Source organism: Clostridium sp. AN503, from assembly GCF_040719375.1.
Lineage (GTDB): Bacteria > Bacillota > Clostridia > Lachnospirales > Lachnospiraceae > Brotaphodocola.
Genome location: NZ_JBFDTP010000001.1, coordinates 556,134 through 579,394 on the forward strand (window position 1 = coordinate 556,134; position 23,261 = coordinate 579,394).

24 protein-coding genes are annotated in these 23,261 nt (G+C 50.8%); 18 read left to right on the forward strand and 6 right to left on the reverse strand.

Annotation, left to right across the window (positions count from 1 at the left end; translation table 11 throughout):
- Positions 1-142 precede the first annotated feature (142 nt).
- From AB1I67_RS02300 to AB1I67_RS02380, 17 genes are all read left to right on the forward strand, one after another.
- Complete coding sequence (locus tag AB1I67_RS02300) at positions 143-1,555, forward strand: C40 family peptidase (RefSeq protein ID WP_367028200.1); 1,413 nt, start codon at positions 143-145, stop codon at positions 1,553-1,555.
- Between the two features lie 15 nt (positions 1,556-1,570).
- Positions 1,571-1,837, forward strand: a complete 267-nt coding sequence (locus AB1I67_RS02305; protein WP_087361424.1) for a DUF4315 family protein — start codon at positions 1,571-1,573, stop codon at positions 1,835-1,837.
- Entirely contained in the window at positions 1,827-2,471 is a 645-nt protein-coding gene (locus tag AB1I67_RS02310) for a DUF4366 domain-containing protein (protein ID WP_367029134.1), read from the forward strand. The genes AB1I67_RS02305 and AB1I67_RS02310 overlap by 11 nt, the downstream gene beginning before the upstream one ends.
- A gap of 169 nt (positions 2,472-2,640) precedes the next feature.
- Entirely contained in the window at positions 2,641-3,021 is a 381-nt protein-coding gene (locus AB1I67_RS02315) for a cysteine-rich VLP protein (protein ID WP_367028201.1), read from the forward strand.
- 150 nt (positions 3,022-3,171) lie between these two features.
- A complete protein-coding gene (locus AB1I67_RS02320) occupies positions 3,172-3,690 on the forward strand; it encodes a hypothetical protein (RefSeq protein ID WP_367028202.1) in 519 nt (172 codons plus the stop codon).
- A gap of 10 nt (positions 3,691-3,700) precedes the next feature.
- The gene (locus AB1I67_RS02325) at positions 3,701-3,883 is read left to right on the forward strand and encodes a DUF4316 domain-containing protein (RefSeq protein ID WP_367028203.1); all 183 of its coding nucleotides are present in this window, start codon (positions 3,701-3,703) and stop codon (positions 3,881-3,883) included.
- On the forward strand, positions 3,883-4,224 hold the full coding sequence (gene mobC / locus AB1I67_RS02330) for a plasmid mobilization relaxosome protein MobC (RefSeq protein WP_367028204.1): 342 nt from the start codon (positions 3,883-3,885) through the stop codon (positions 4,222-4,224). Before AB1I67_RS02325 ends, mobC begins: the two co-directional genes overlap by 1 nt.
- A 221-nt stretch (positions 4,225-4,445) precedes the next feature.
- Positions 4,446-4,805 (forward strand): hypothetical protein, encoded by a 360-nt coding sequence (locus AB1I67_RS02335; RefSeq protein WP_367028205.1) that lies wholly within the window; start codon positions 4,446-4,448, stop codon positions 4,803-4,805.
- A 19-nt stretch (positions 4,806-4,824) separates the two neighbouring features.
- Positions 4,825-5,961, forward strand: coding sequence for a hypothetical protein (locus tag AB1I67_RS02340; protein ID WP_367028206.1), 1,137 nt, complete (start codon positions 4,825-4,827; stop codon positions 5,959-5,961).
- Positions 5,962-6,290: 329 nt separating this feature from the next.
- Positions 6,291-6,584, forward strand: coding sequence for a CD1845 family protein (locus AB1I67_RS02345; RefSeq protein ID WP_367028207.1), 294 nt, complete (start codon positions 6,291-6,293; stop codon positions 6,582-6,584).
- A gap of 95 nt (positions 6,585-6,679) precedes the next feature.
- Positions 6,680-8,104 carry a relaxase/mobilization nuclease domain-containing protein gene (locus tag AB1I67_RS02350; RefSeq protein WP_367028208.1) on the forward strand — a complete coding sequence of 475 codons (1,425 nt, stop codon included), beginning with the start codon at positions 6,680-6,682 and terminating at the stop codon, positions 8,102-8,104.
- A gap of 296 nt (positions 8,105-8,400) precedes the next feature.
- A complete protein-coding gene (locus tag AB1I67_RS02355) occupies positions 8,401-8,988 on the forward strand; it encodes a TetR family transcriptional regulator (protein ID WP_054349064.1) in 588 nt (195 codons plus the stop codon).
- 1 nt (position 8,989) lies between these two features.
- Positions 8,990-9,520, forward strand: coding sequence for a GNAT family N-acetyltransferase (locus AB1I67_RS02360; protein ID WP_367028209.1), 531 nt, complete (start codon positions 8,990-8,992; stop codon positions 9,518-9,520).
- 550 nt (positions 9,521-10,070) lie between these two features.
- Positions 10,071-10,493, forward strand: a complete 423-nt coding sequence (locus AB1I67_RS02365) for a sigma factor-like helix-turn-helix DNA-binding protein (RefSeq protein ID WP_367028210.1) — start codon at positions 10,071-10,073, stop codon at positions 10,491-10,493.
- A 497-nt stretch (positions 10,494-10,990) separates the two neighbouring features.
- Positions 10,991-11,191 carry a hypothetical protein gene (locus tag AB1I67_RS02370; RefSeq protein WP_367028211.1) on the forward strand — a complete coding sequence of 67 codons (201 nt, stop codon included), beginning with the start codon at positions 10,991-10,993 and terminating at the stop codon, positions 11,189-11,191.
- A 154-nt stretch (positions 11,192-11,345) separates the two neighbouring features.
- Positions 11,346-11,609 carry a DUF6870 family protein gene (locus AB1I67_RS02375; protein ID WP_367028212.1) on the forward strand — a complete coding sequence of 88 codons (264 nt, stop codon included), beginning with the start codon at positions 11,346-11,348 and terminating at the stop codon, positions 11,607-11,609.
- Between the two features lie 120 nt (positions 11,610-11,729).
- Positions 11,730-13,412 carry a recombinase family protein gene (locus AB1I67_RS02380; RefSeq protein ID WP_367028213.1) on the forward strand — a complete coding sequence of 561 codons (1,683 nt, stop codon included), beginning with the start codon at positions 11,730-11,732 and terminating at the stop codon, positions 13,410-13,412.
- A 33-nt stretch (positions 13,413-13,445) separates the two neighbouring features.
- Here AB1I67_RS02380 and AB1I67_RS02385 read toward each other — a convergent pair whose 3' ends face one another.
- The 6 genes from AB1I67_RS02385 to murC all read right to left on the reverse strand — a co-directional run bounded on the left by AB1I67_RS02385 (position 13,446) and on the right by murC (position 20,047).
- On the reverse strand, positions 13,446-13,805 hold the full coding sequence (locus tag AB1I67_RS02385) for a hypothetical protein (protein ID WP_367028214.1): 360 nt from the start codon (positions 13,803-13,805) through the stop codon (positions 13,446-13,448).
- Between the two features lie 386 nt (positions 13,806-14,191).
- Positions 14,192-14,833 carry a signal peptidase I gene (gene lepB / locus AB1I67_RS02390; RefSeq protein ID WP_367028215.1) on the reverse strand — a complete coding sequence of 214 codons (642 nt, stop codon included), beginning with the start codon at positions 14,831-14,833 and terminating at the stop codon, positions 14,192-14,194.
- Between the two features lie 14 nt (positions 14,834-14,847).
- Positions 14,848-16,020, reverse strand: a complete 1,173-nt coding sequence (locus tag AB1I67_RS02395) for a ribose-phosphate pyrophosphokinase (RefSeq protein ID WP_367028216.1) — start codon at positions 16,018-16,020, stop codon at positions 14,848-14,850.
- 180 nt (positions 16,021-16,200) lie between these two features.
- Entirely contained in the window at positions 16,201-17,196 is a 996-nt protein-coding gene (locus AB1I67_RS02400) for an ATP-binding protein (protein ID WP_367028217.1), read from the reverse strand.
- Between the two features lie 48 nt (positions 17,197-17,244).
- Complete coding sequence (locus AB1I67_RS02405) at positions 17,245-18,402, reverse strand: DnaD domain protein (protein WP_367028218.1); 1,158 nt, start codon at positions 18,400-18,402, stop codon at positions 17,245-17,247.
- Positions 18,403-18,667: 265 nt separating this feature from the next.
- Positions 18,668-20,047 carry a UDP-N-acetylmuramate--L-alanine ligase gene (gene murC / locus AB1I67_RS02410; RefSeq protein WP_367028219.1) on the reverse strand — a complete coding sequence of 460 codons (1,380 nt, stop codon included), beginning with the start codon at positions 20,045-20,047 and terminating at the stop codon, positions 18,668-18,670.
- A gap of 373 nt (positions 20,048-20,420) precedes the next feature.
- On the opposite strand from murC, the gene AB1I67_RS02415 reads away from it, so the two are divergent.
- Entirely contained in the window at positions 20,421-23,261 is a 2,841-nt protein-coding gene (locus AB1I67_RS02415) for a transglycosylase domain-containing protein (RefSeq protein WP_367028220.1), read from the forward strand.

The following is a 23,261-nucleotide window of genomic DNA, read 5'->3' on the forward strand; positions in this document are numbered from 1 at the left end:
TGAAAAAGCCGGGGAAAAGCTCGGCAAGGCCCGGACTAAGCTGGACGCACAGAAGCCGCCCAAAGAGCCCGGTATCCCCCGCAGGCTGGCCCGAAGCGCCCGCACCGGGGCATGGATTTACGCTCATAACAAGATACATGAAGTGGAACATGAAAATGTGGGCGTGGAAGGAGCCCACAAATCCGAGCTTGTGGCCGAGACAGGTATCCGCAAGGTGTCCCGGTTTGCCAAAAGGCGGTGGCGTACCCGCCACGCCCGAAGCGTGGTGAAGTGGGAGAAAAAAGAAATCCGAGCCAGTGCGGACTATGCGTTTCACACCGCCGCGCAGGAACACCCGGAGCTATACAGCAATCCCCTGTCCCGCTTTTCGCAGAAGTGGAAACTCAAACGGGAGTATGCCAAGCGGGCGCGGGAGGCGGCGAAGCAAGGCGCAAGGGCGGCGGAGAAAACCGCCATTACCACGGAAAAACTGGCCCGGCGTGTGGCCCTCTTTGTGAAACGCCACCCGGTCGGCGTCCTGATTGTGCTTGCCGTCCTTCTGGTGGTCATGCTGCTGATGGGCGCTTTATCCTCCCTCCCCGGCATGATTGGGGGCGGGGCCATGAACGCTGTTTTAGGCACTTCCTACGGTTCCGAGGACAGCGACCTGTTAGGGGCCGACGAGGACTACACGGCATTAGAGCGGGCGATGGTGGACGAAATCGCCAATATCGAGAGCACCCACCCCGGCTATGACGAGTACCGCTATCAGGTGGACGAGGTGGGACACAACCCCTATGAGCTGGCCTCCTACTTAACCGCAAAATTCCAATCCTACACCCGCGCCGAGGTACAGGGGGAGCTTCAAGCCGTATTTGACGCACAGTATAAGCTGACCCTGACCGAGACGGTGGAAATCCGTTACCGCACGGAAACCGATACATGGACGGACGAGGAAGGCAACAGCCATACGGACACCTATGAAGTCCCCTACGAGTATTACATTCTCACCGTCACCCTGAAAAACCGCACCCTGCCCGTGGTTATCAACGAGCGGCTGACCGCCGACCAGAAGGAGCTCTATTCGGCTACCATGTGGACGAAGGGCAACAAGCCCTATCTGTGGGATAACATCTATACGGGCGGCGATACCGCCCCCGGCCCCTCCTACGAGATACCGGGGGAGGCCCTGACCGACCCGGATTTTGCCGCCCTGATTGCCGAGGCGGAAAAGTACCTGGGCTACCCTTATGTGTGGGGCGGAAGCTCCCCGAGCACAAGTTTTGACTGTTCGGGCTTTGTGTGCTGGGTATACACCCATTCCGGCGTTTACAACCTGCCCCGCACCACGGCAACCGGGATTTACAACCAATGCGCCATCATTCCAAAGAGTGAAGCCCGGCCCGGAGATCTGATTTTCTTTACCCGCACCTATGACAGCGCCGGGCCTGTCTCCCACGTCGGCATTTATGTAGGCGACAATATGATGATCCACTGTGGCGACCCCATCAAATATGCCAGTATCAGCACGTCCTACTGGCAGGAACATTTTTACGCCTTCGGGCGGCTCAACTGAAAAAGGAGGTTTTGCATGAGCAGTAAAATTGACAAGGTATGCGCCGAGATTGAGAAGGTCAAGGCGAAAATCAGCGAACAGCAGGCCCGGCTCCGGGAGCTGGAACGCCAGAAAACCGAACTGGAAAACACAGAGATTGTCGAGCTGGTGCGTTCTCTCAACCTGACGCCCGCCGCGCTGGCCGACTTCCTGAAGGAGCAGAAAAAGGCCCCTGCCGCTTCGGGCCAAGTTGGCCCGAAGTCCGGCGAAAGAAAGGAGGAACCGACTGATGATGAAAACTAAATCCCGTATGGCGGCGGCGCTGGCCGCCGTTTTTCTCTGCCTTCCTGTCTTTGCCCTTCCGGCCTTCGCGCAGAGCACCGAGCCTACGGAGGAACCGCCCGCACAGGAGGAAACCACCACCGCCAAGCCCTTCACCCCGGAGGGAACCGGCACAGTGGTTGACAACGCCACCGACGAGGACGGAAAAGAGTTTTATACCATTCAGACCCCGGACGAGCACGTTTTCTTTCTGGTCATTGACAAACAGCGCACAAGCGAAAACGTCTATTTCCTTGACGCTGTGACGGAAAAGGATTTGCTCTCCCTCGCGCAAAGTGAGAAGGAGCCCGAGACGGTGGAACCGGAACCGAAGCCCACACCTGTGCCACCGGAGCCCGCCGACGAGCCGGAACCCGCCCCCGCCCCGGAGCCCGAAAAGAAAGACAGTCCCATCGGGACAATCCTTCTGGTGCTGACCGTGGTGGCAATCGGTGGCGGGGCCGGCTGGTACTTCAAGATTTACCGCCCGAAACATCAGGCCCCCGATCTGGACGAGGAAGAAATCGACTTTGAGGAAGAAGGGGACGAGCCTGACGGGGACAGCGACCTCCCGCCGTGGGACGAGGACGAGCCGGGGAAGGAGGACGAAGAATGAATTTTACCGACAGCCCCTATGAGCGAATGATGAAGCAGGTTCCCCGGCCCTCCCGGCACGACCCGGAGCCCTGCCCTGCCTGCCGGGAGCGCAGCGGCGATTGCAGGAAGAAGCGGCGCACCCTGATTGTGGAGCCCCGCAGGACTTCGGGCCAAGTTGGCCCGAAGCGGTGATGTGCCGGGAGCTGACCCGTGACGAGAGGAAAACAATCCGGCGGCTGGTCACGGGTATGTGCGCCAACTATGACAGCGAATACGGCTGTCTCCCGCTGGACTGCCCCTGCTATATGCTCGGCAAGTGGTGGACGGGGAGCCTGTGCCGCTACTTCCGGGCGGCGGTGCTGCCTCTGGCCCCGGTGCTGGAAACCGCCCTCACAGGGGAGGCGGCGGGGCCGGAAATAAAGCGCTGCGCCGTATGCGGGAGGGCCTTTATTCCCGAGGGGCGGCAAGCCTACTGTTCCGAAGCCTGCAAGGCCGAGGGCAACCGCCGCCGGAGCCGGGCGCGTATGCGGAAAAAGCGGGAAAAAAACAGGGGGAGGCGTTACGATTAGGCCCTGTAAAATCCCTGTGTTTCCGGGCTTTCCGCGCCCGGTTTTGGCGGTCTTAATATCAATCTACGTCTTGCCTCTGTTTTGTGGGGTAAATCGTAACAAATAAGGACTTCGGGCCAAGTTGGCCCGAGGCTGGAAAGGAGGAATTGTTTGGACGGGTATAAATACTACTCTACACAGCGGCCAGTGGATATATCGACGTTCCCTGAACCGCCCGATAATAAGCCCGTGGAGATTAAAAACTATGACTGTGATTTTCGTATTCCCATACCGGGGGAAGCCTTCCGGGCGTGGGGCGAACTGATTTACGCAAAGCCGTTGACAGATAAGCAGATGGAGGACTACGAACTGAAACCCTCCCGGAAAAATCCTGACCTGAAAAAACGCATGGAGGAACAGACACAGGCTCTCGGAAAATGGGAGGACAGCCGCCATTTCTCCGAGCGCAAACGGCTGACGTGGTTCCACCCGGATTTTGGTTCCTATGTGCTGAAAGACTTTGTGACCCCGGAACAGCTCTCGGAGCGGCTTGAAATTATGCAGGAATTACAAGCGGAGCGCAGAGAAAAACTTTCGATTGCCGCCCAGCTCCGCAAGGGCTCGAAGCAGGCAAAGGATCATCAGGAACCGCCCGTAAAGAAAAGCGGCCCCGCCCATGAGGAGAGATAGGAGGTATTTCATGCAGGAAAAGGATAACCCTTTGAAGTCGGCGGAGCTCTCCGCTGAACAGAATTACAACATGATTGACGGTGTGCTGAACAACACGCCGCCCGCCCCGGTTCCCCCGGAACGGGAAAAGCCGCTGGATAAGGTAAAGGAGCCGCCCCACCACAAGCGGAGCCGGGAGCGGGAGGAACGGTAATGCCCCGCCGCAGGCGGAATATCCCGCTTTATGTGATGGTATCCCCGGAGGAACTGGAACAGCTCCACGCCCGCATGGACGAGGCGGGCGTCCGCAACATGAGCGCCTTTGTCCGCAAGATGGCCTTAAACGGCTATATCCTCCATGTTGACCTCTCGCCCGTCCGGGAACTGGTTTCCCTGCAACGGCGGTGCTCCAACAATCTGAATCAGGTGGCGATCCACGCCAACACCTACGGCATATACCCGGACGAAATTGCCGGGCTTCAACAGGACTACGCCGAGCTGTGGGGGCGCATGAATGACATACTGAAACAGCTATCCGCCATTGTGGAGCTGTGAGCATGGGGAGCGGGGGCCGGGCCTTCGCTCCCCTGCTTTCTTTCTGTCCGGGAGCTTCGGGCCAAGTTGACCCGAAGATTGACGGATTGTTCGAGCTATTGTATACTTGATTTGATAATAATAGGTTCGCTTTTGGCGGAGAAGGCGTACTAGACAAATCGGAATTTAACGAGACATATAAAACTATACAGAAATTACAAATCGAAGGTGAGGCAAATTAAATGTATAAGGTAATCATTAGTGGCTTAGATTTGAGTAAAGAAGATATTATTTGCTTGAATAAAGAGTCTGCCAATAGGCAAATCGAATTTAGTAAAATTGAAGCGTTATCCTTAATTGATGCGGGAGTAGTAATGGTTATGGTGCAAGCAATTCAAAATATTGGGTACAGTGCTCTATATGATATGTTAAAGTATTGTTTATCTATCGTAGTGAATAAAGCTACTAATATTAGAAAAAAGGAAACAACAATTGAGCTAACATGTAATGGTCAAACTGAATCATTAACTATAAATTTTGAGTTGACCGACTCACAAAAAGACAAATTAATTGATGCTGTTGTTAAAAAATTCACCAGATGATTAGAGGAGAACCATAGAAATGACTGATAAAAAAACAGTTGAGCTCCTTGAGACTATACAGAGTTCCTATCAAAAAATTCCATCAACATTTAGAGTAGACTATTTGTCTCAGCACCTTAAAGAAGTAGATGAATATGCACAAAAAATCAGACCATCTTTTCCATCTACAAGTATTCATATTGATAAAGCTAGAAAAATAAATATTCCTTCGAAGTATCAAGATACACTCTCTTATCTTGATATATATGAAATATTTGAGAATATTGTTGATGTAAAGCACCTTTTTTCGGTTGACCCTTTTAAAACGAAGTTTATAAATCTAGAAAACGACATACCTATATTTGGCACCATTCCGTCCAATCGCTTTACAGCTTTGATTAAAGCAAAAAATGAAGATACGAACGAAATCATCCTTATTTCTGATGGACTGATATCATTTGCATTTTATCTATGTTCAATAGTAGCGTGCTTCTATCCTGTTAGCAAGAATCGACCACTAACATTATCTGGTCTTTTTCTTGAAGAAGCATTTATTAAAGAAGAAATAAAAAGGCTAAATATAAAGGAAGAATTTTACTGTTTAATACTAACATATTTCTTCTCAAAGCGATGTCCTGCTAATACATTAATGAATGACAATACTATACCCATGACTGAAACTTTGGTAAAAGGGTTCTTGCATTTTGTTGTAGCACATGAATACTGCCACTTTTTACTAGGGCATACCTTTAAAGACAATATTTCACAACCATTCAATGATGATGCTCAGTTTTCATTGAAAAGTAAGAATGACGAATTAGAAGCAGATCTTTTTGGAGCAATGTTTTCAGATTTAATATTAAACAAAAATGATGTACAGTATCCTTTGAGCGTATTTGGTATTGATTTATGTCTAAGAACTTTTGCATTATTTGAAAAGCTTAATGCTATAACACATATAAAAGATAATTCACATCCTGAATATGTAATTCGCAGAGAAAACTTAAATGGGTTCCTTCAGAGAGGTGATACTAATTTTCTTGTTTCCATTGACCTTATTTTTGATTTGTTACTTGAGGATTTTGATTCAATAATTGAATTTATTTTACCTAGAATAGATGGCACCGAAGTAAATGAAAAAATGCTTAGAGAAGAAATAAGAAAGTATATATCTTAAAAAACTGTGAACAGAATTATTTATGATTATAATTGGTATTTTCTATTATTAATTTCTTGGATTTGGATGCAAATTAAAAAATATGAATTAGCAACAAATTCCAATTTGTAGGGCTGTTTAAGTACGCCTTTTTGGTAAAAGGTGTATAAAAAATTTTAGAGAGGAAAAAGCGTTCCGGCTTTTCCCTCTCTTTTTCTTTTCTATGGACTTCAGGCCAAGTTGGCCCGAAGTGCGCCGGGACAAGATTTGCAAAGTCCCGACAACATTGTTGTCCGGCCCCTGAAATGGTAAAATTATAGTAGGATAAAACAAAGAAAGGGGCTGTTTACATGAGACTGATATTTAAGATTTTTGCTTTGCCGTTCCTGCTGGTTCTGTCACTTCTGGTGGCGGTGCTGATGTTCCTGTTCGATGTGGCCGGGTGGCTTTTGTCTCTGGCCTCCGGGGTGCTGGCCCTGATTGCCGTGGGCCTGTTCGTGCTCCAACATCAGCCTGTCGGCGGCGTGGCGTTTCTCGTCCTTGCTTTCCTGCTCTCGCCCTATGGGCTCCCGGCTATCGCGGAATTTATCATCAGCGCATTGGACGGGCTGAACTATTCCCTCCGGCGGTTCATCACAAGCTGACAGGCGGCGGGACTTCGGGCCAAGTTGACCCGAAGCAGGAACTGCAAAACGGCGGCTCTGCGGGGCCGCCGTTCTTCATGGAATGGAGGTGAGACATGGCAACTACCCGCCATTTTACCCGGCATATCAACGCCGGGGAGACGATAGCGGAGGCAATCAAGGACTGTATTGACTACGGCAAAAATCCCGATAAGACCCGGGGCGGTAAACTTATCTCCGCTTATGAGTGCGACCCGGCCACGGTGGACGCGGAATTTTTGCTTTCTAAGAGCAAGTATAAGGCCATCACGGGCCGGGTGCAGAAGTGGGACGAGGACATTTTATGTTATCAGATACGGCAATCCTTTCTCCCCGGAGAAGTGACCCCGGAAGAAGCAAACCGTATCGGCTACGAGCTCGGCATGAGCTGGACAAAAGGCAACCACGCTTTTATTGTCACAACACACATTGATAAGGCACACGTCCATAACCATATTTACTACAATTCAACGTCTCTTGACTGTGCCCGGAAGTTTCGGAATTTCTGGAACAGTTCTTTTGCAATCCGGCGGGTAAGTGACCGGATCTGTCTGGAACACGGGCTTTCGATTGTGAAAAATCCGAAGCCCCGGAGTAAGGGCAAGTTTAAGAATTACAGGGAATGGCTTGGGGATAACAAACCGCCCACCTTTCAGGAGCGGCTGCGGGCGCAGATCGACGCGGCCCTCTTGCAGAAGCCCGCCAATTTTGCCGCTTTTCTCTCACTGATGAAGGCGGCGGGCTACGAGGTAAAACACGGGCGCGGCGGCTCTCTCTCGTTTCGCTGTCCCGGACAGGAACGGTTTACCCGTTGTCGGGCCTCCACACTCGGGGAAGGTTATGGCCCGGAGAATATACGGGCCGTTATCGAAGGCCGCGCCCCCTTGCCCTCCAGCCGGGCGGCGGAGCCTGTGAAGCCGGGCCGCAGGCTCAACCTGATTATCGACATTCAGAACCGGCTTCAAGGAAAAGGCCCGGCCTATGAGCGGTGGGCAAAGGTATTCAACCTAAAGCAGATGGCGGCGGCTCTGGCCTACTTGCAGGACAACGGCCTGACGGAGTATGAGCAGTTGGAGAAAAAGGCTGGGGAGGCCACGGAGCGTTTTCACGTTCTGGCCGGAAAAATCAAAACAGTGGAGGCCGCGCTTGCCGCCAATGCGGAGCTCAAAGGGGCCACGGTAAACTACGCTAAGACCCGCCCCGTGTTTGAGGCGTACAAGGCTTCACGGTACAGTAAAAAATTCTTTGCGGAGCATGAGGCAGATATTGAAATCTACCGGGCGGCCCGGGCCAAAATGAGTGACATTCTGGCCGGGGCGAAGCTCCCGAAGATGGAGAAACAGAAGGAGGAAGGCCGCAGGCTGGCGGCTGAAAAAAAGGAGCTTTACGCTGAATACCGGGAGGCCCGGAAAGATATGCGGGAAGTCACAACGGCAAAAGCAAACATTGATTATCTGCTCGGCCTGACCGGGCAGGGGAAAAACAAGGAACAGGAGCGATAGCGAATGAGACGCAACCAATCGAGCGGAGCGCCGGAGCTTCGGGCCAAGTTGGCCCGAGGTTCCGCAGGGTTTGGGGCTGGCCCCAACAAGCGGGATTTTTCAGGTTTCGGCGGAGGCCGGAACATGGAAAATTCGCAAGTGTATAGACACTTGCATCGCTTGCCGTTTAGCGCAAGTCTTTAACGCAGATATGATTTTCGGGCTAATTCGTTGGAATTATTGCAGGTGCTATTGACAAAGCAACACTCGTGTCGCATAATAGAAAGAGACACAAGTGTTGCAAAGGAGGCAAGGAAATGAGTTTTAAGGGAGATAAAACAAGACAAAATATTTGTGATGAAGCATATAAATTATTTTCTAAACGAGGATATAAAGACATCACGATGAAAGATATATGTGAACAAACAGGTCTTAGCCGTGGTGGATTGTATCGGCATTATGATAGTGTTGAGCAAATATTTTTGGAAATTGTTAACGATTTTTCAACTGAACAAAAGGACGAGGTTTCGACTAAAATTGCAAACCATGTTCCTGCTTCTACAATTTTAAATGAAATTCTCTCAAGGTATGCAAATGAAATGATAGATAGTGAAAATTCTTTAAGCCAAGCTATTTATGAATTTTATAGCAATCCTGAAATATCGAAAACTAAAAATTCTGTAGTTAGGCAATATGAAATATCAAAATCTACATGGGTAGATTTAATCAATTATGGTATGGCAACTAAAGAATTTAAAAAAGTTAATCCCGAAGGCGTTTTTAATATTATTATTTTTTCATACCAAGGGGTGCGAATGTATAGTAGGCTGATGAAAATTGATGAAACTATCCCTAATAAGATAATAACCGAGATAAAAAGATTATTGTTACCAGAGGAGGTTTGACATGGAAAATAAAAGAAATATTCATTTAGTAAGACCTACATTAGAATTAAAAGAAAAAGCCTTACAGTATAGACAAGAACATTTTGATACTGGAGAAAACATCATCAATGGCAGCGAGCTATTTGATAAGGCAGATACATATGAAGAATGGTTATATTCTGTAACAGAAAATTCATGCCCGGAGACAGTAAATCCAAATTGGGTGCTGACGGATACATTTTTTGCTGTTGATGAACAGGAAGAAATTGTAGGTATTATTGATTTGCGGCATACATTAAATGACTTTTTAATCAACCTTGGAAATTGTGGATACAGTGTGAGGCCCTCTATGAGAAATAGAGGGTATGCAACTGAAATGCTAAGACAAATTCTTGAAGTTGCAAAGAACGCAGGAATGGAAGAATTACACCTATCAGTAGAGAAAAACAATACTCCATCAATAAAGACAATAATTAAAAATGGTGGCATTTACGAAAGAAGTTTTGAATTTGAGGGAGAACAAGCCGATATTTATAAAATCACTCTGTTGTAAAACTATCCTTTTGGAATAAATATAAGGAACAGGTTATGTAATATACAATCAAATATAACTTCGGGCCAATTTGGCCCGAAGCCTATAAAACTCCCGCCGCTTAAACGGCGAAAGAAAAAAACCGTTGCTGCGGGAGTATTTTGTGTTGTCTCTTTAAATGGAGCGGCGGTTTTAAAGTAACAATAAAAACCGCCGCTGTTTTTGAAAAATGAAATAGCGGGGGGCGTGGTAAAGTCGCGCTTCTTTAAGGACACGGCGGTACAAGGAGGTTGCCGCCGTGTTTCTTTATCTACAACATAATTCTACAAATATCGGCTTGCGAAAAAAAGTCATATCTATCAACGGGATAGTTATGCGTATCACATAGTCGATTCTTGTCACTCTTGCGCTCGTATGGCCGTATGCCATTCGGGCGCTTTTCTTTTGCTACAAACTGGCTTCGGGCCAACTTGGCCCGAGGTACCAAACAAAGGGGAACTGCCCCGCTGCCGTTCCCCGCCCTCTCCATTTCGGTTCACTCGTCCACCAAAACCGAAATGGAGGTATCACCATGAAGAAAATCAACTTGCGGGATCTGTACCCGTTTTATTATAACGACCTGTTTGTGGAAGTCTCTGACGAAGTGGCGGCGGCTCTGGCCGAGGCCGAGCGCATGGAGAAGAACTATATCCGCCGTGTTTACTGGAACAAGGCGTATTTTTCACTGGACGCCGGAGACGGTATCGAGCACGAAGCTCTTTTTGTTGCCCTTTCTCCCTGTGAGATTTACGAGCGCAAGGTTACGGCGCAGGAACTCCGCGCCGCCCTGAACGCTCTCCCTTATACACAGGGCCGGAGGGTCTACGGCCATTACATACTCGGAATGAGCAAAACTGAAATTGCAAGAGCCGAGAGAGTCCATGAGAAAACAGTTCGGACTTCGATTGAGCGCGGGCTCCGCAACATGGAAATTTTTTTGAAAAATCGTATCTAAACCGGCCCGATTTTGCCCGTTTATTCTCATGGCTATTGAGAGGGATAACTACCTCGGGCCAAGTTAGCCCGAGGCTTGAAGCTCCCCCGTGTAGCTTGACAATTTCATAAAAAGATACCCGGATACGAAGGGTGCGTATGCTGAGTGACAGGCCCGCCATGACCTCTATTGCCAGAGAATAGAGAGAGCGACAAGGCCCATGCCGCAGGCGGGCCGAGGCTGGTTCCGCCGGATAAAGCAGACAAGCCCTGATACTTGCGTTTAGTCATAGTCCGAGCGTTGAAGCGGCCAAAGGCCGTGAGCCGTCGCAGGCATTGAGAACGCCTTGCCATAAGAATGGGGAGAGGTGAAATTCCTATGGGGTGGACAAGCCGCCGCCCGTCCGGGTTATCTGTTGAAGCAAACGATCAGGAGCGCCGGACCGGATATTCTGTCTGATAACAGCCCAAAACTTCCCGGCCCTGCGCTCCACCTATTTTTTGATAGGGAGAATCGAAATGGAAAAAGATTTGACTTTGGATATGATGTTGACCGAGCAGTGGAGCAACAACGCCTGCCGTGGTTACGTCATTTGGGCGATGGAAAACTGTGACTTTAAGCCCGAGGATATTAAACGGGTGGTTCGTGAGCTTCATTGGGTTTTCGATATGAAATCCATTGAAGAAGCCGACGAGCACTATTGCCAAAGCCCCTACTAAACCTTTCTTCGCTGCTCTGGCCTCGGGCCAACTTGGCCCGAGGTCTTATGAGCAGATGGCAAAGGGCGGCGCGTGAGAACGGGCCGCCTTTTGTCATTTTCTCATAGGACAATCAGGGAATGACATACACATGGAAGAAAGGGGGCGAATATCCATGCAAAAACAAATTCATTTATCGGAGCTGGCGGGCGTTGATATAACGGCGGTCAACAAAGAGGACTTAGTTGACGTGTCCGGGCTGGTTTTCGATAACACGGTTCCAAGAGAACAACGGGCGGTGCAAGTGCTCCGCAAAGTAAAAAATCCGTACTGCTTTCGGGTGGGCGATATGGGCGTAAAACTGGAATTTCTGGATAGCGCCCCGCCCCTCCAAGATTGTTTCACTGACTTCCTACAACGTAAAAAAAGCGGCCTGTAACCAACGTTCAGGCCGCTTGTGTTGGCCTCTGGACGAGATTTGCAAGGGCTCGACAACATTGTTCACCGCACCTATAAGAGGTATAATATAGGTGTAACGTGATAGGGGAAGGAGGTTCACATGGCACGCAAAAGCCGTACTATCACAGATACGATAAAACAAAAATTCAGGGTATGGAGAATCGCAATCTATATTCGGCTTTCTAAAGAGGATGCCCGAAACAATGACGAGAGCGAAAGTGTTTCAAATCAGCGGGCTATCATTGAAGAACATATTGCCAGCTTTAATGACGGAGACGAATATATTATTGTTGACGAGTATGTAGACGATGGAATTTCCGGTACAACCGATGACGAGCGGGACGATTTCCAAAGAATGTTGGGTGACATTAAAAAAGGCCGTATTAACTGTGTGATTGTAAAAGACCTTGCCCGTTCGTTCCGAAATTACAGCGATCAGGGCTATTATTTAGATGATTGGTTCCCGAGATTTAACGTCCGTTTTATCTCCCTCTATCATCAGCCATTAGACAGCTACAAAGAGCCGCAGAATATGCGGAGTATCGCGGTTCCCATTCAGGGTGTTTTGAATGAAAACCATTGTGCCGAGACTTCCGATAAAATCCGGGAAGTATTTGATATGAAGCGGCGCAACGGGGAACATATTGGTTCTTTCGCCGCTTACGGCTACATAAAAGACCCCAACGACAAAAACGCCTTAGTGGTTGATGAAGAAGCCGCCGAAGTAGTCCGGGAGATTTTCACAAAGTTTCTGGACGGTATGAGTAAAAACGCGATTGTTCATTATCTCAATGAACACGGCGTACTTTCCCCCGCCGCCTATAAGCGGGAGCGGTTAGGGCTCAAATACCAAAATCCGAGCATTGACCCGGCAAAGCGGCCTTTGTGGTGCGCTGTGACAATCACAGGAATTTTGAAAAACCGTATGTATTGCGGGGATATGGTACAGGGCCGTTACCGTGTGAAAAGCTACAAGATACACGTTCAGGAGGTCGTACCCGAGGACGAATGGTATATCGTGGAGAATACCCACGAAGCCATTATTGACCGTGATACCTTCGATAAGGTTCAGCGGTTATTGCTTCGAGACACCCGCACAGCCCCACAAAAAAAGCAGATTTACCTGTTCAGCGGTTTTCTTCGGTGCGCTGATTGCGGTAAGGCTATGACCCGAAGCAAGGTAGGCGGGACGGTTTACTATTATTGCCGTACCTACAAAGACCAATCTAAAAGTGCCTGCACGAAACACACAATCAAACATAACCGCTTAGAGGTGGCCGTTCTTTATGCTATACAGCAACAGGTTTATTTGGCGGTTGACTATACAAAGACCATAGAACGGATAAACCGGGCTCCACTCGTGAAGAGCCAGTCAAAGAAGCTGGCGGACGCTATTGAACAAAAGGAGCGGGAGCTTGCCAAAATTGCCCGGTATAAACAAGCAATCTATCAGGATTGGAAAGACGGAGAGATTACCCATTCCGACTACCGCCACATGAAAGAGGACTACGAGGAACAGGCCGAGGCACTAAATGAAGTCATCGAAAAGCTCCGGGTCGAACAGGCAGAGCTTGAAAATGGCATTGATACCGAAAACCCATTTTTGAAGGCGTTCAGGCAATACGGCAATATTGAAAAGCTGACAAGAGATGTTCTGATTGAATTGGTTGACCATATCAAGGTGTACGAGGGCGGGAACATCAGCATAGTATTTCGGTTTGCTGACGAGCTCCGCAGAATACAAGAATTTATCGAGGTCAACAATCCGAGTGAAGCGGTTTAGAAAAACCGCGTTTTTATAGGTAGTACGCTTTCCTTATAAAAGTGGTGCAGTTGCTCCCGTAGCTCCCGGCGTCCCCGCCGCTCCTGTAGGGCCGGTTGCTCCCGTAACTCCCAGCGTCCCCGCCGCTCCTGTAGGGCCGGTTGCTCCTGTAACTCCCGGCGCCCCCGCCGCTCCTGTAGGGCCGGTTGCTCCTGTAGGGCCTGCCGCTCCACGCTCTCCTGTGGGGCCCATAGGGCCTGTAGCCCCCCGCATTCCAGTTGCTCCCGTCGGGCCCATAGGGCCTTCTGGTCCACGGCAACAACAGGGGGTACAGGGACAGCCGCAGCACCGTCCTTCATTTCCGCAGCACTCATCTCTATCGGGTATCCCGCCTGGATAGTCAAAACACATCATATTCTCCCTTCTCCTTCCGGATCTGGCATATCCCGCCAGTCTACTGTTACTATATGAAAGATATAACAGTTCTGTGTCCAAGTCCCAGCCCGGATTGATTTCGGACATGCAAAACGGCATAGCCATTTCTGACTATGCCGCATACATACATGGAATACTTCCCGTGTTCAATTGTATATCTTCTGATCTAACTTTTATCCGCTTTGCCGCATCATTCCCAACGGCAAAACGCAAAGCATCAATCCCTATGATCAAATTGGTGCAGCCTCACCCGTACTTACCTCTGACAACGACTGCATACAGCACCGCTGGTCTCTGATGGTTTTGCTATATCCACGTTGAGAGGTGTTCGTCAATGACAACATAAATGTTTGATCTCTCCTGCCCTATTCAATCTTCCCAGGCTTGGGGAAATAGCGGAACAATACCTTTGCGATGATCTTTTCCCGCTTTAGATAGGTGTTCTCCCAGCGCCGCGCATCCAGGGAGTAATTCCGGTTATCTCCCATCATGAAATAGCAGTCTTCCGGCACTTCAAAATGCATGGGAGCTTCTGGAATCATAGGTTCCCGAATGTAGGGTTCGTCCAGCGGTGTCTCGGAACCATCGATATAAACTTTGCCGTCCACAATATCCACAGTCTCCCCCGGAAGCCCGATGATACGTTTTACATAATATATCTTTTCATTGTCCGGGAAATGAAATATAGCAATATCTCCGCGCTCAGGATCTCCGAATTTATAGGATAGCCGGGAACCGATCACCCGGTCCCCCGTCATGATTGTGGTTTCCATGGAACCGCTGGGCACTTCGCTGTTGGCAATAATGAAGGTATTTAGTACAAAGGCGATCGCGGCGGCTGAAATGATGATCTTCAGCCACTCCCATACTTCCCGCTTCCAGCCGCCTGACTCCTGCTTGGGCACCTGCCAGCCTTCCTTCTTATCTTCCTGTCCGGACGCCTCCTGGTCCCTCACGGCAGAGTCTTCCGGCTCCATCTCCTCCATCTCTCTTATATCTTCTTTCATGCAGTAACCCGCCTTTATTTGTTGCGATATTTCTCTAACAATTTGTTAATCCGTTTGGTCGGATTCAGCAGTTCGCTCAGGGAATCATCGTGATTTAAATTGTCAATGATCAATGCGATGTATTTGCTCATATCCACATTGATATAGTACGGCCTGGAAAGCAGTTCCGGGGTCTGGTACACCAGGTTGGTGGTCAGTACCCGGTCGATCAGGCCATTCTCATAGTACTCATCGAATTTAGCCAGCCCATTGGTGAAAAGGCCAAAGGTAGAACAGATAAATACCTTTCTCGCTTTTCTGCGCTTTAACTCTTTCGCCACATCCTGCATGCTCTCACCGGAGGAGATCATATCGTCAATGATCAGCACGTCCTTGCCCTCCACGGAGGAACCCAAAAACTCATGCGCCACGATCGGATTCCGTCCGTCTACCACGCGGGTATAATCCCGGCGCTTGTAGAACATGCCCATATCCAGTCCCAGCACGTTTGCAAAATATACAGCGCGGCCCATGCCGCCTTCGTCCGGGCTGATCACCATCATATGGTCGCTGTCAATCTGAAGGTCCGTCTCCACCTTAAGCAGATATTTGATAAACTGATAGATCGGCTGCACGGTCTCAAAGCCCTTCAGCGGAATGGCATTCTGCACACGGGGATCATGAGCATCAAAGGTGATGATGTTCTCCACGCCCATATTGGTCAGCTCCTGCAGCGCAAGGGCACAGTCTAATGACTCCCGGCCGGAACGCTTGTGCTGGCGGCTCTCATACAGAAACGGCATGATGACATTGATCCTGCGGGCTTTGCCTGCCGCTGCCGCGATCACACGCTTCAAATCCTGGAAATGGTCGTCCGGTGACATGTGGTTCGTCATACCGCACAGAGAATAGGTAAGGCTGTAGTTGCATACATCCACCATGATATACAGGTCATCCCCGCGGATCGATGCATCGATGGTCCCTTTGCCTTCGCCGGAACCGAAACGCGGGGTCTTCGCCTCCACGATATAGGATTCTCTCTGGTAACCTGCAAATGCGATCGTGGACTTATGCTCGCTCTCGCGCTCATTCCTCCACTCTACCAGCCAGTCATTGACCTTTGCGCCAAGTTCGGAACAGCTTTTCAGCGGAATCAGGCCCAGCGGCCCTACCGGGATGGTTTCAATGGTTTTTTCTTCGTATATCATCTTATCCTCCATGTGCTCTGTACGCTTTATGTGTTTTATGATCTTGTATGATTGCAAAGTATATCGGACGGCTTATGTTCTTATCTTCCTGCGCGGCATGATGCCGTACAGATATCCCTGTCTGCTTGCCCGCCGTCCTGAACAGTATCTTTTATATCATTATGCATCGGTTAAGTCAAGTTAATCCCTGGAACTTTGCCTTTTTTTCATACGGATATCCCCGCCATAAAGCGGAATATGAATATAATGGCTCATGATCCGTGAAGTCACCCGGTCAGAGTAGGTGTCCTGCAGCATATTCATGGAAAGGTTTGTGGAAATGATCGTGCCCTTCCGGCGGTTGATCCGCTCATTGATGCAGTAAAAAAGTTGGGAGGATACAAAAGAGTTGTTCACCTCCGTACCCAGGTCGTTGATGATCAGCATCTCGCATTCCAGAATATGGCGGTACGTCTCCTCCACATCCTCCTCGGCTTCCCGGCTGAACTTGTACCGGGAAAAAATCTCAAAAAGATCATGGGAGGATAAATAGATCACCGACACATACCGGTCGATCAGCTCCTTTGCAATACAATTGGTAAGGAAAGTCTTGCCCACGCCGGTACTGCCGGTGAACAGGATATTCATCCCGTCGTCCGGGAACCGGGCTGCAAAGCGCCTGCACCGCTCCACCACCTGGCGCATATAGAAAGACTCCGTCATCCCCAGCCCCGGCAGCTTTTTGCTGTCATCAAAATAGTCAAACGAAAAGGTGCCGAAATTCTCCCGCTGCAATACCTCCTGGATATTGGACTGGGCATAGAGCACCCGGATCCTCTCCCGCTCAAAGCAGTGGCACCGGCGCCCGTTGCTGTACCCGGTATCCCGGCAGTCCGGGCAGCGGTAGCGCATCTCCATATAGTCCTCTGGAAATCCTGCGCTCTTTAGCAATGCCACCCGCTCCTCCCGCAGGTCGGCAAGCTCCGCCTTCAGCTGGCTGCGCGCCCCGGTGTCCCCTTCCAGCAGCCGCCGCGCACATGCAGCCGCACGGGTGCTGATCTCCTTTTCCAGCTCCTCTATGCGGGGAATCTTTGAAAAGACCTCCGCCACCCGCGCCTCTCTCTCATGCCGGTCTGTAAGCTGCTGCTGTTCGTACTGCCGCATCACCGCATTGTACTGGGAATTGCTCAGTGCCATGGTGTCCGCTCCTTTCTGCCTGTGGTATTTCTGTTGCTTCAGACTCTGTTACTCGCTCAGCCATTCCTTCACCTGGTCAAGTACCATGGAGTCATAATCCGTATTCCGCTGTTCAAAGTTGTGAAACTGGTTGGTCTGCTTCTTCGGTGACCGGGCAGTCTGGCGTCCCTGGCTCCTCCGCTTCTCATCCAGCGCAGATATGTCCGTAAGCCCTTTGACGCCCGCCTTTTTCCACTCGGACAGGATCTTCTCCGCATACTGGAAGCTGGGCTTGTGCGTCGCCTCTAAAGTCCGGTTGCATGCTTCCAGCACCACTTCCCGTGTAAAGCCATAAATCTTGAACCACCGCTCGATCATCTCTTTTTCCGCGTTCCCCGGCTTCCGGTCCGTCAGGCCAAACGCCCTCATAACGGAAAAGGAATCCTTTGTAAAGCCGCTGGCGTAAGCCTTCGCCTCCTCCACAGTGGCAAAGCCCTTCTCATGCCAGCTTAAGGCCACGGTCTCTATGTACCGGATGCTGGTGTGCCCGCTCTGGACGCAGTACTCCACCAGATACTCCAAAAGCTCTGTGGACATATGGAGGCCATCATACAGATAGGCAAACACCTCCAGCTCCCTCTGGGTGAATATCTTGTTCAGATACCGCTGCGCAATGTAAAGAAGCTGCGCAAACTCCCCGTCGTCCTGAAGGCGGTTCACCTGCTCCTGACTGTACACTGGCCGGGAAGCAGCCGTCTCAGCCGCCGGCTTCTGCGCGGACAACGCCGCCCCGCCCCCATAATGCCCGCTGCCTGGCGCTGATATCGGTTCACGGCTGACAGCACCGGGCTGCTCACTGCCGCCCAGACGCGCCGCCGGCTCTGCTGTGGATACCGGATCCTGCTGCACCGAGCGTGCCTTTCCACGATCTGCACGCGTCTCCGCCCGTTCCGCCGCGCGTTCCTGCGCCGGCCTGTTAAAACGGCTATCTCCGCCTCCCAGCTTCAAGGTCCCCAGCTTCTCCCAATAAGCCAGAGCACGCCGCACGTCCGCCTCCGTGTGGTTCAGGGCGTCGGCGATCCCGTCCATATCCAGCTTCTCATGCTGGTGCCTCAGAATGTATAAATACACCTTCACATACTCACCGTTGGCCTCAGCCATATAACGGTCGATAAACTCGTTGGCAACCATGGTCGCCTCCACTCCAAAACTGCATGTCAAATCCATAGATCCTCATCCTCTCCTGTCTTCCTCCATTCTAGCACATCTGTTTTCAAAAGAAAATAGGCGGGTTTATCCACAGAAATCATTGTGGATTCTGTGGATAATGTGGATAACAGGTCAACATAACGGTGAAAAACTCGTCGAATCCGGTCGAATTGTTTATAAACTCAAGGTTTTCCAAATTTTTAGATATTTTCTTATGTAAATCAAAAAATCCACATAGCCCCTTTACATAAAAAGTGGAAAACTATGTGGATAATGTGGATAACTACTGCCCAAGCAGCCTTTCCCCAACTTTTACAATGTCTCCGGCGCCCATAGTTATCAACAAATCACCGGTTGAACAATTTTCTAAAATAAATGTTTCGATATCGTCAAAGGTCGGGAAATAATGCGCATTTACGCCCAGTTTTTCAATTCTCTCTGCTATATCGCGGGAACTGATCCCCAGGGTGTCCGTCTCCCTCGCCGCATAAATGTCCGCCAGGATCACCTCATCCGCCGCAGACAGCGCCTGGGCAAACTCATCCAGAAACGCCTTCGTCCGGGTATACGTGTGGGGCTGGAAAACACACCACAGCTTCCTGTGTGGATAATTCTTTGCCGCGGAGAGTGTCGCCGCGATCTCCTGCGGATGGTGTGCATAGTCATCGATCACGGTCACGCCCCCGATCTCACCCTTTTTCTCAAACCGGCGTTTTGTCCCGGTAAAATGGGACAGGCCCTCTGCGATGGCATCACCAGAGATCCCCAGGGCCTCCGCCACTGCGATGGCAGCCAGGGCATTGTAAACATTGTGCTCCCCCGGGACATTCAGTGTGATCCGCCCACGCTCCTCTCCACCTGCCAGCAGAGTAAAGGAAGCCCTTGCAAGCTCGTCATAACAAATGTCCGCAGCGCTGTAATCGCTGTCCGGACCGTGCCCCACTGTCACCACACGGCAGCTTAAGCCGTCTGTGATCTGCTCATAGTCCCGGATATCGCTGTTCATGATCAGCAGTCCGTTCTCCGGCAGTTTCTCGGCAAACAGCCGGAAGGAGTGGCGGATATCATCAATATCCTTGAAAAAATCCAGATGGTCCGCCTCAATATTCAGAATCACCTCTATAGTCGGAAAAAACGACAGGAAGCTGTTGGTATACTCACATGCCTCCGTGACAAACAGTTCCGGGCCGCCCACGCGGATATTGCCGCCAATAGAATGCAGGATCCCTCCGACAGAAATGGTCGGATCCTTCCCTGCCGCAAGCAGGATATCCGTCACCATGGAGGTGGTCGTCGTCTTGCCGTGGGTGCCGGAGATAGCAACCGACTCCGTATAATTCTTCATGATCTGCCCCAGCAGGTCCGCGCGGCTCATCATAGGGATTCCGCGCCGCACCACCTCCGCGTACTCCGGATTGTCCGGATGCACTGCTGCGGTGTAGACCACCAGCTCAATATCATCCGTAATATTTTCCGCCCTCTGTCCATAAGCGATCCTGGCCCCGCCGGCTGCCAGATGATCCGTCAGCTCGGTCTCATGAGAATCCGAACCACTGATCCGAAACCCTTCCCCCAGCAAAATCTCCGCCAGCCCACTCATACTGATCCCGCCAATCCCAATAAAATGAACCGCCAGTGGTTTCTTAAAATCTATCTGATACATACTAAATCCATCCTTTTCCCCTTATTATTCCTTACCTTTTTACTTCTTTTTCCCCCGAAAGTCAATGTTTTCTTCTTATTTTTATACTTTTTCTATCCCTTTTTGAGTTTTTGTATTATAATGTCCACGTAGACAATGAGCAGTGCAGGAAAAGAAGCGAGATCTGTGAATGGGGAGCTTGCTCACCAAGCACAAATCACGCTGCTTTTCCTATAGGGCGAAGCCCGTGAGCGGTATGGAGCGCAGCGCAATACCGCCCACGCACTGCGGAGCAGGCAACTGAGTAAATATCTCCCAACCGCAACCAACTCACCAGCCACCGCCCACGCACCACAGAGTCCCACCACGAGTAAACAAAAAGAGGAATCACACTATGAGATCACGCAACACCATCAAGGCAATCCTCAAAGGCATTGCCAGTTTTTTCGTAAGCCTGTTCGGAATCCTCGGATGGCTTTTACAGGCCATGATGCAGCTTCTGACCGCCACACTCATCATCGGCGCTCTGGCCGCGCTTTTAATCTACGTAAAAGCCAAGCCGGATTTAGACTACTGCCGGGAAGTCGCCTACGACAAGCTTTCCCAGATGCAGCGCCAGGATTTCCGCATGCTTTCCGACACCGAGATATATGACAAGGATAACCAGCTGATCGGCCTGATCAACGCCGGACACTACGAATATGTACCGATCGACAAGATCAGTCTAAATATCCAGAACGCATACATAGCCCAGGAGGACAGGCGTTTCAAGAGCCATACCGGCGTAGACTGGATCGCCACATTCCGTGCAGGGCTTGCACTTGTAAAAAACCGCGGTGAGATCACCCAGGGCGGCAGTACGATCACCCAGCAGGTCATCAAGAACACGTACTTAACCCAGGAGCAGAGCTTCACCCGCAAGATCGTCGAGATCCTTCTGGCGCCGGAGGTGGAGAAGGAGTATTCCAAGGCCGACATCATGGAATTCTACTGCAACACCAACTTCTACGGCAATCATTGTTACGGCGTGCAGGCTGCCAGCCGCTACTATTTCGGCAAAAATGCGGACGAACTTCAGCCCTACGAGGCTGCCGTGCTGGTAGGCTTAAGCAACAGTCCTACCGCCTATGATCCCATCAAGAATCCAGAGGCAGCGCTCACCAAGCGCAACGACGTACTGCACAGTATGTATGAGGTGGGTTACTTAACCCGGGAAGAATATGACGCGGACATCGCCCAGTCCCTGAGCATTGTCCAGGAAGAAGCCGAGGGCACAGACGAGAACTACCAGTCCAGCTACGCGATCCACTGTGCCGCACTACAGCTTATGGCGCTGGACGGGTTTGAGTTCCAGTACACATTCGAAGACAAGGACGATTACGACAGCTATGTAGACCGTTATCAGACCGTTTACAATGAAAAGAATGATGAGATCCGCGCAGGCGGCTACCGTATTTACACATCTCTGGACAACAGCCTCCAGCAGGTCCTCCAGGCTCAGATCGATAACGGGCTTTCCTCCTACACAGAATTGCAGGACAACGGCAAATTCGCACTCCAGGGTGCAGGCGTCATCGTGGACAACCAGACGAACTATGTGGTCGCCATCGTGGGCGGACGCGGCACGGAGGATATGTTCAACCGCGCCTATCTAAGCGCCCGGCAGCCCGGCAGCACCATCAAGCCGCTGATCGACTATGGCCCCGCCTTCGATACGGGAGAATACTATCCCGCCCGGATGGTGGACGACCACAAATGGGAGGACGGTCCCTCCAACAGCGGCGGTCATTACTACGGAAATGTGACTGTGCGCGAAGCCCTCAACCGCAGCTTGAACACCGTAGCATGGCAGATCCTCACAGATATCGGCGTCAACTTCGGACTGGACTATCTGGGACAGATGGATTTCCTGAAATTGACTTACATTGACAATGATGTGCCGTCCTTAAGCATCGGCGGGTTCACAAATGGCGTGCGGGTAGTGGATATGGCAAAAGGCTACAGTACCCTCGCCAACAGCGGTGTCTATAACGACCGCACCTGTATCCGCCAGATCGACCATGAACAGCAGGGCAACTTGACCAAAGACTTAAAGCCCCATGCCAGACAGGTCTACCAGGAGGACTCCGCCTACATGCTGACGGATATCCTGAAAGGTACCCTGACCGAGAGCTACGGCACCGGTTACGGCCTGGCCCTGGACAATGACATGCCCGCCGCAGGCAAGACCGGCACCACCAACAGCAGCAAGGATACCTGGTTCTGCGGATATACCCGGTATTACACCACCGCTGTCTGGGTGGGATATGACATTCCCCGGGCCATGCCCGGTATCTACGGCAAAACCTATGCGGGAAAGATCTGGAAGCAGGTCATGGACCAGATCCACACCGGCAAAGAACCATGGGACTGGGAACAGCCTGCCACAGTGGAGGAACAGCCGGACGAAAAGACCGGGATCACCGATCTGGTCAGCGCCACAGCCAAGCTGCGCGCCGAGCAGAGTCTCCACGACAAGGAGCAGCGGCGTTTGGAGGATGAGCTGAAAGCCTCTGTAGACGAATTCGAGAATAAGACCATCGAGACTGTGGAGGACACTTATTGGGTGAAGAACCGCTACCAGTCTCTGGTATCCAAACTGAACCTCATGGATGAGGGCGAACTGCGCGGAGAGCTTCTGGAACGGGTCACCTCCCGGTACGAGGAATTTTCCGTCACGATCAAAGAGATGCAGTCCACCATCGCCCTCTATGAAAAACAGAAAGAACGGGAACAGGCCGACGCTCAGAAGCGCGCGGAGGAGACTGCCGAGAAGCGCCGCAAGGAGCTGGAGATCCAGACCAGGAAGAACGAATTTCTGATCGCCCTGCGGGATGTGGAGAACCTGGAGTATCAGGCTCCCAATGCTTCTGAACTGATCCAGACTGCCATCAGCAAGCTGCCTCTGGTCGCAGACTATGAGGAAGCCGCTTCCTACAGCACACGCCTGGACGCTGCTATTTCCCGCGTTTCCACCCTGCCGACCGCTGAAGAATGGCAGATGATGGAGGAAAAGAAAGCTGCAGAGGAAGCTGCTGCACAGGAATCTGTACAGCAGCAGATCAGCCAGGAACAGTCAAAGCTCGAAGGCGCCTTAAACCAGGAACAGAAAAAATGGAATAACAGCACCCCGCACGAAGTAGGGCCGGGCGTAAGCCCCAGCCCGGTAGTCATTCCGGGGCCGGAAGGAGAGTGA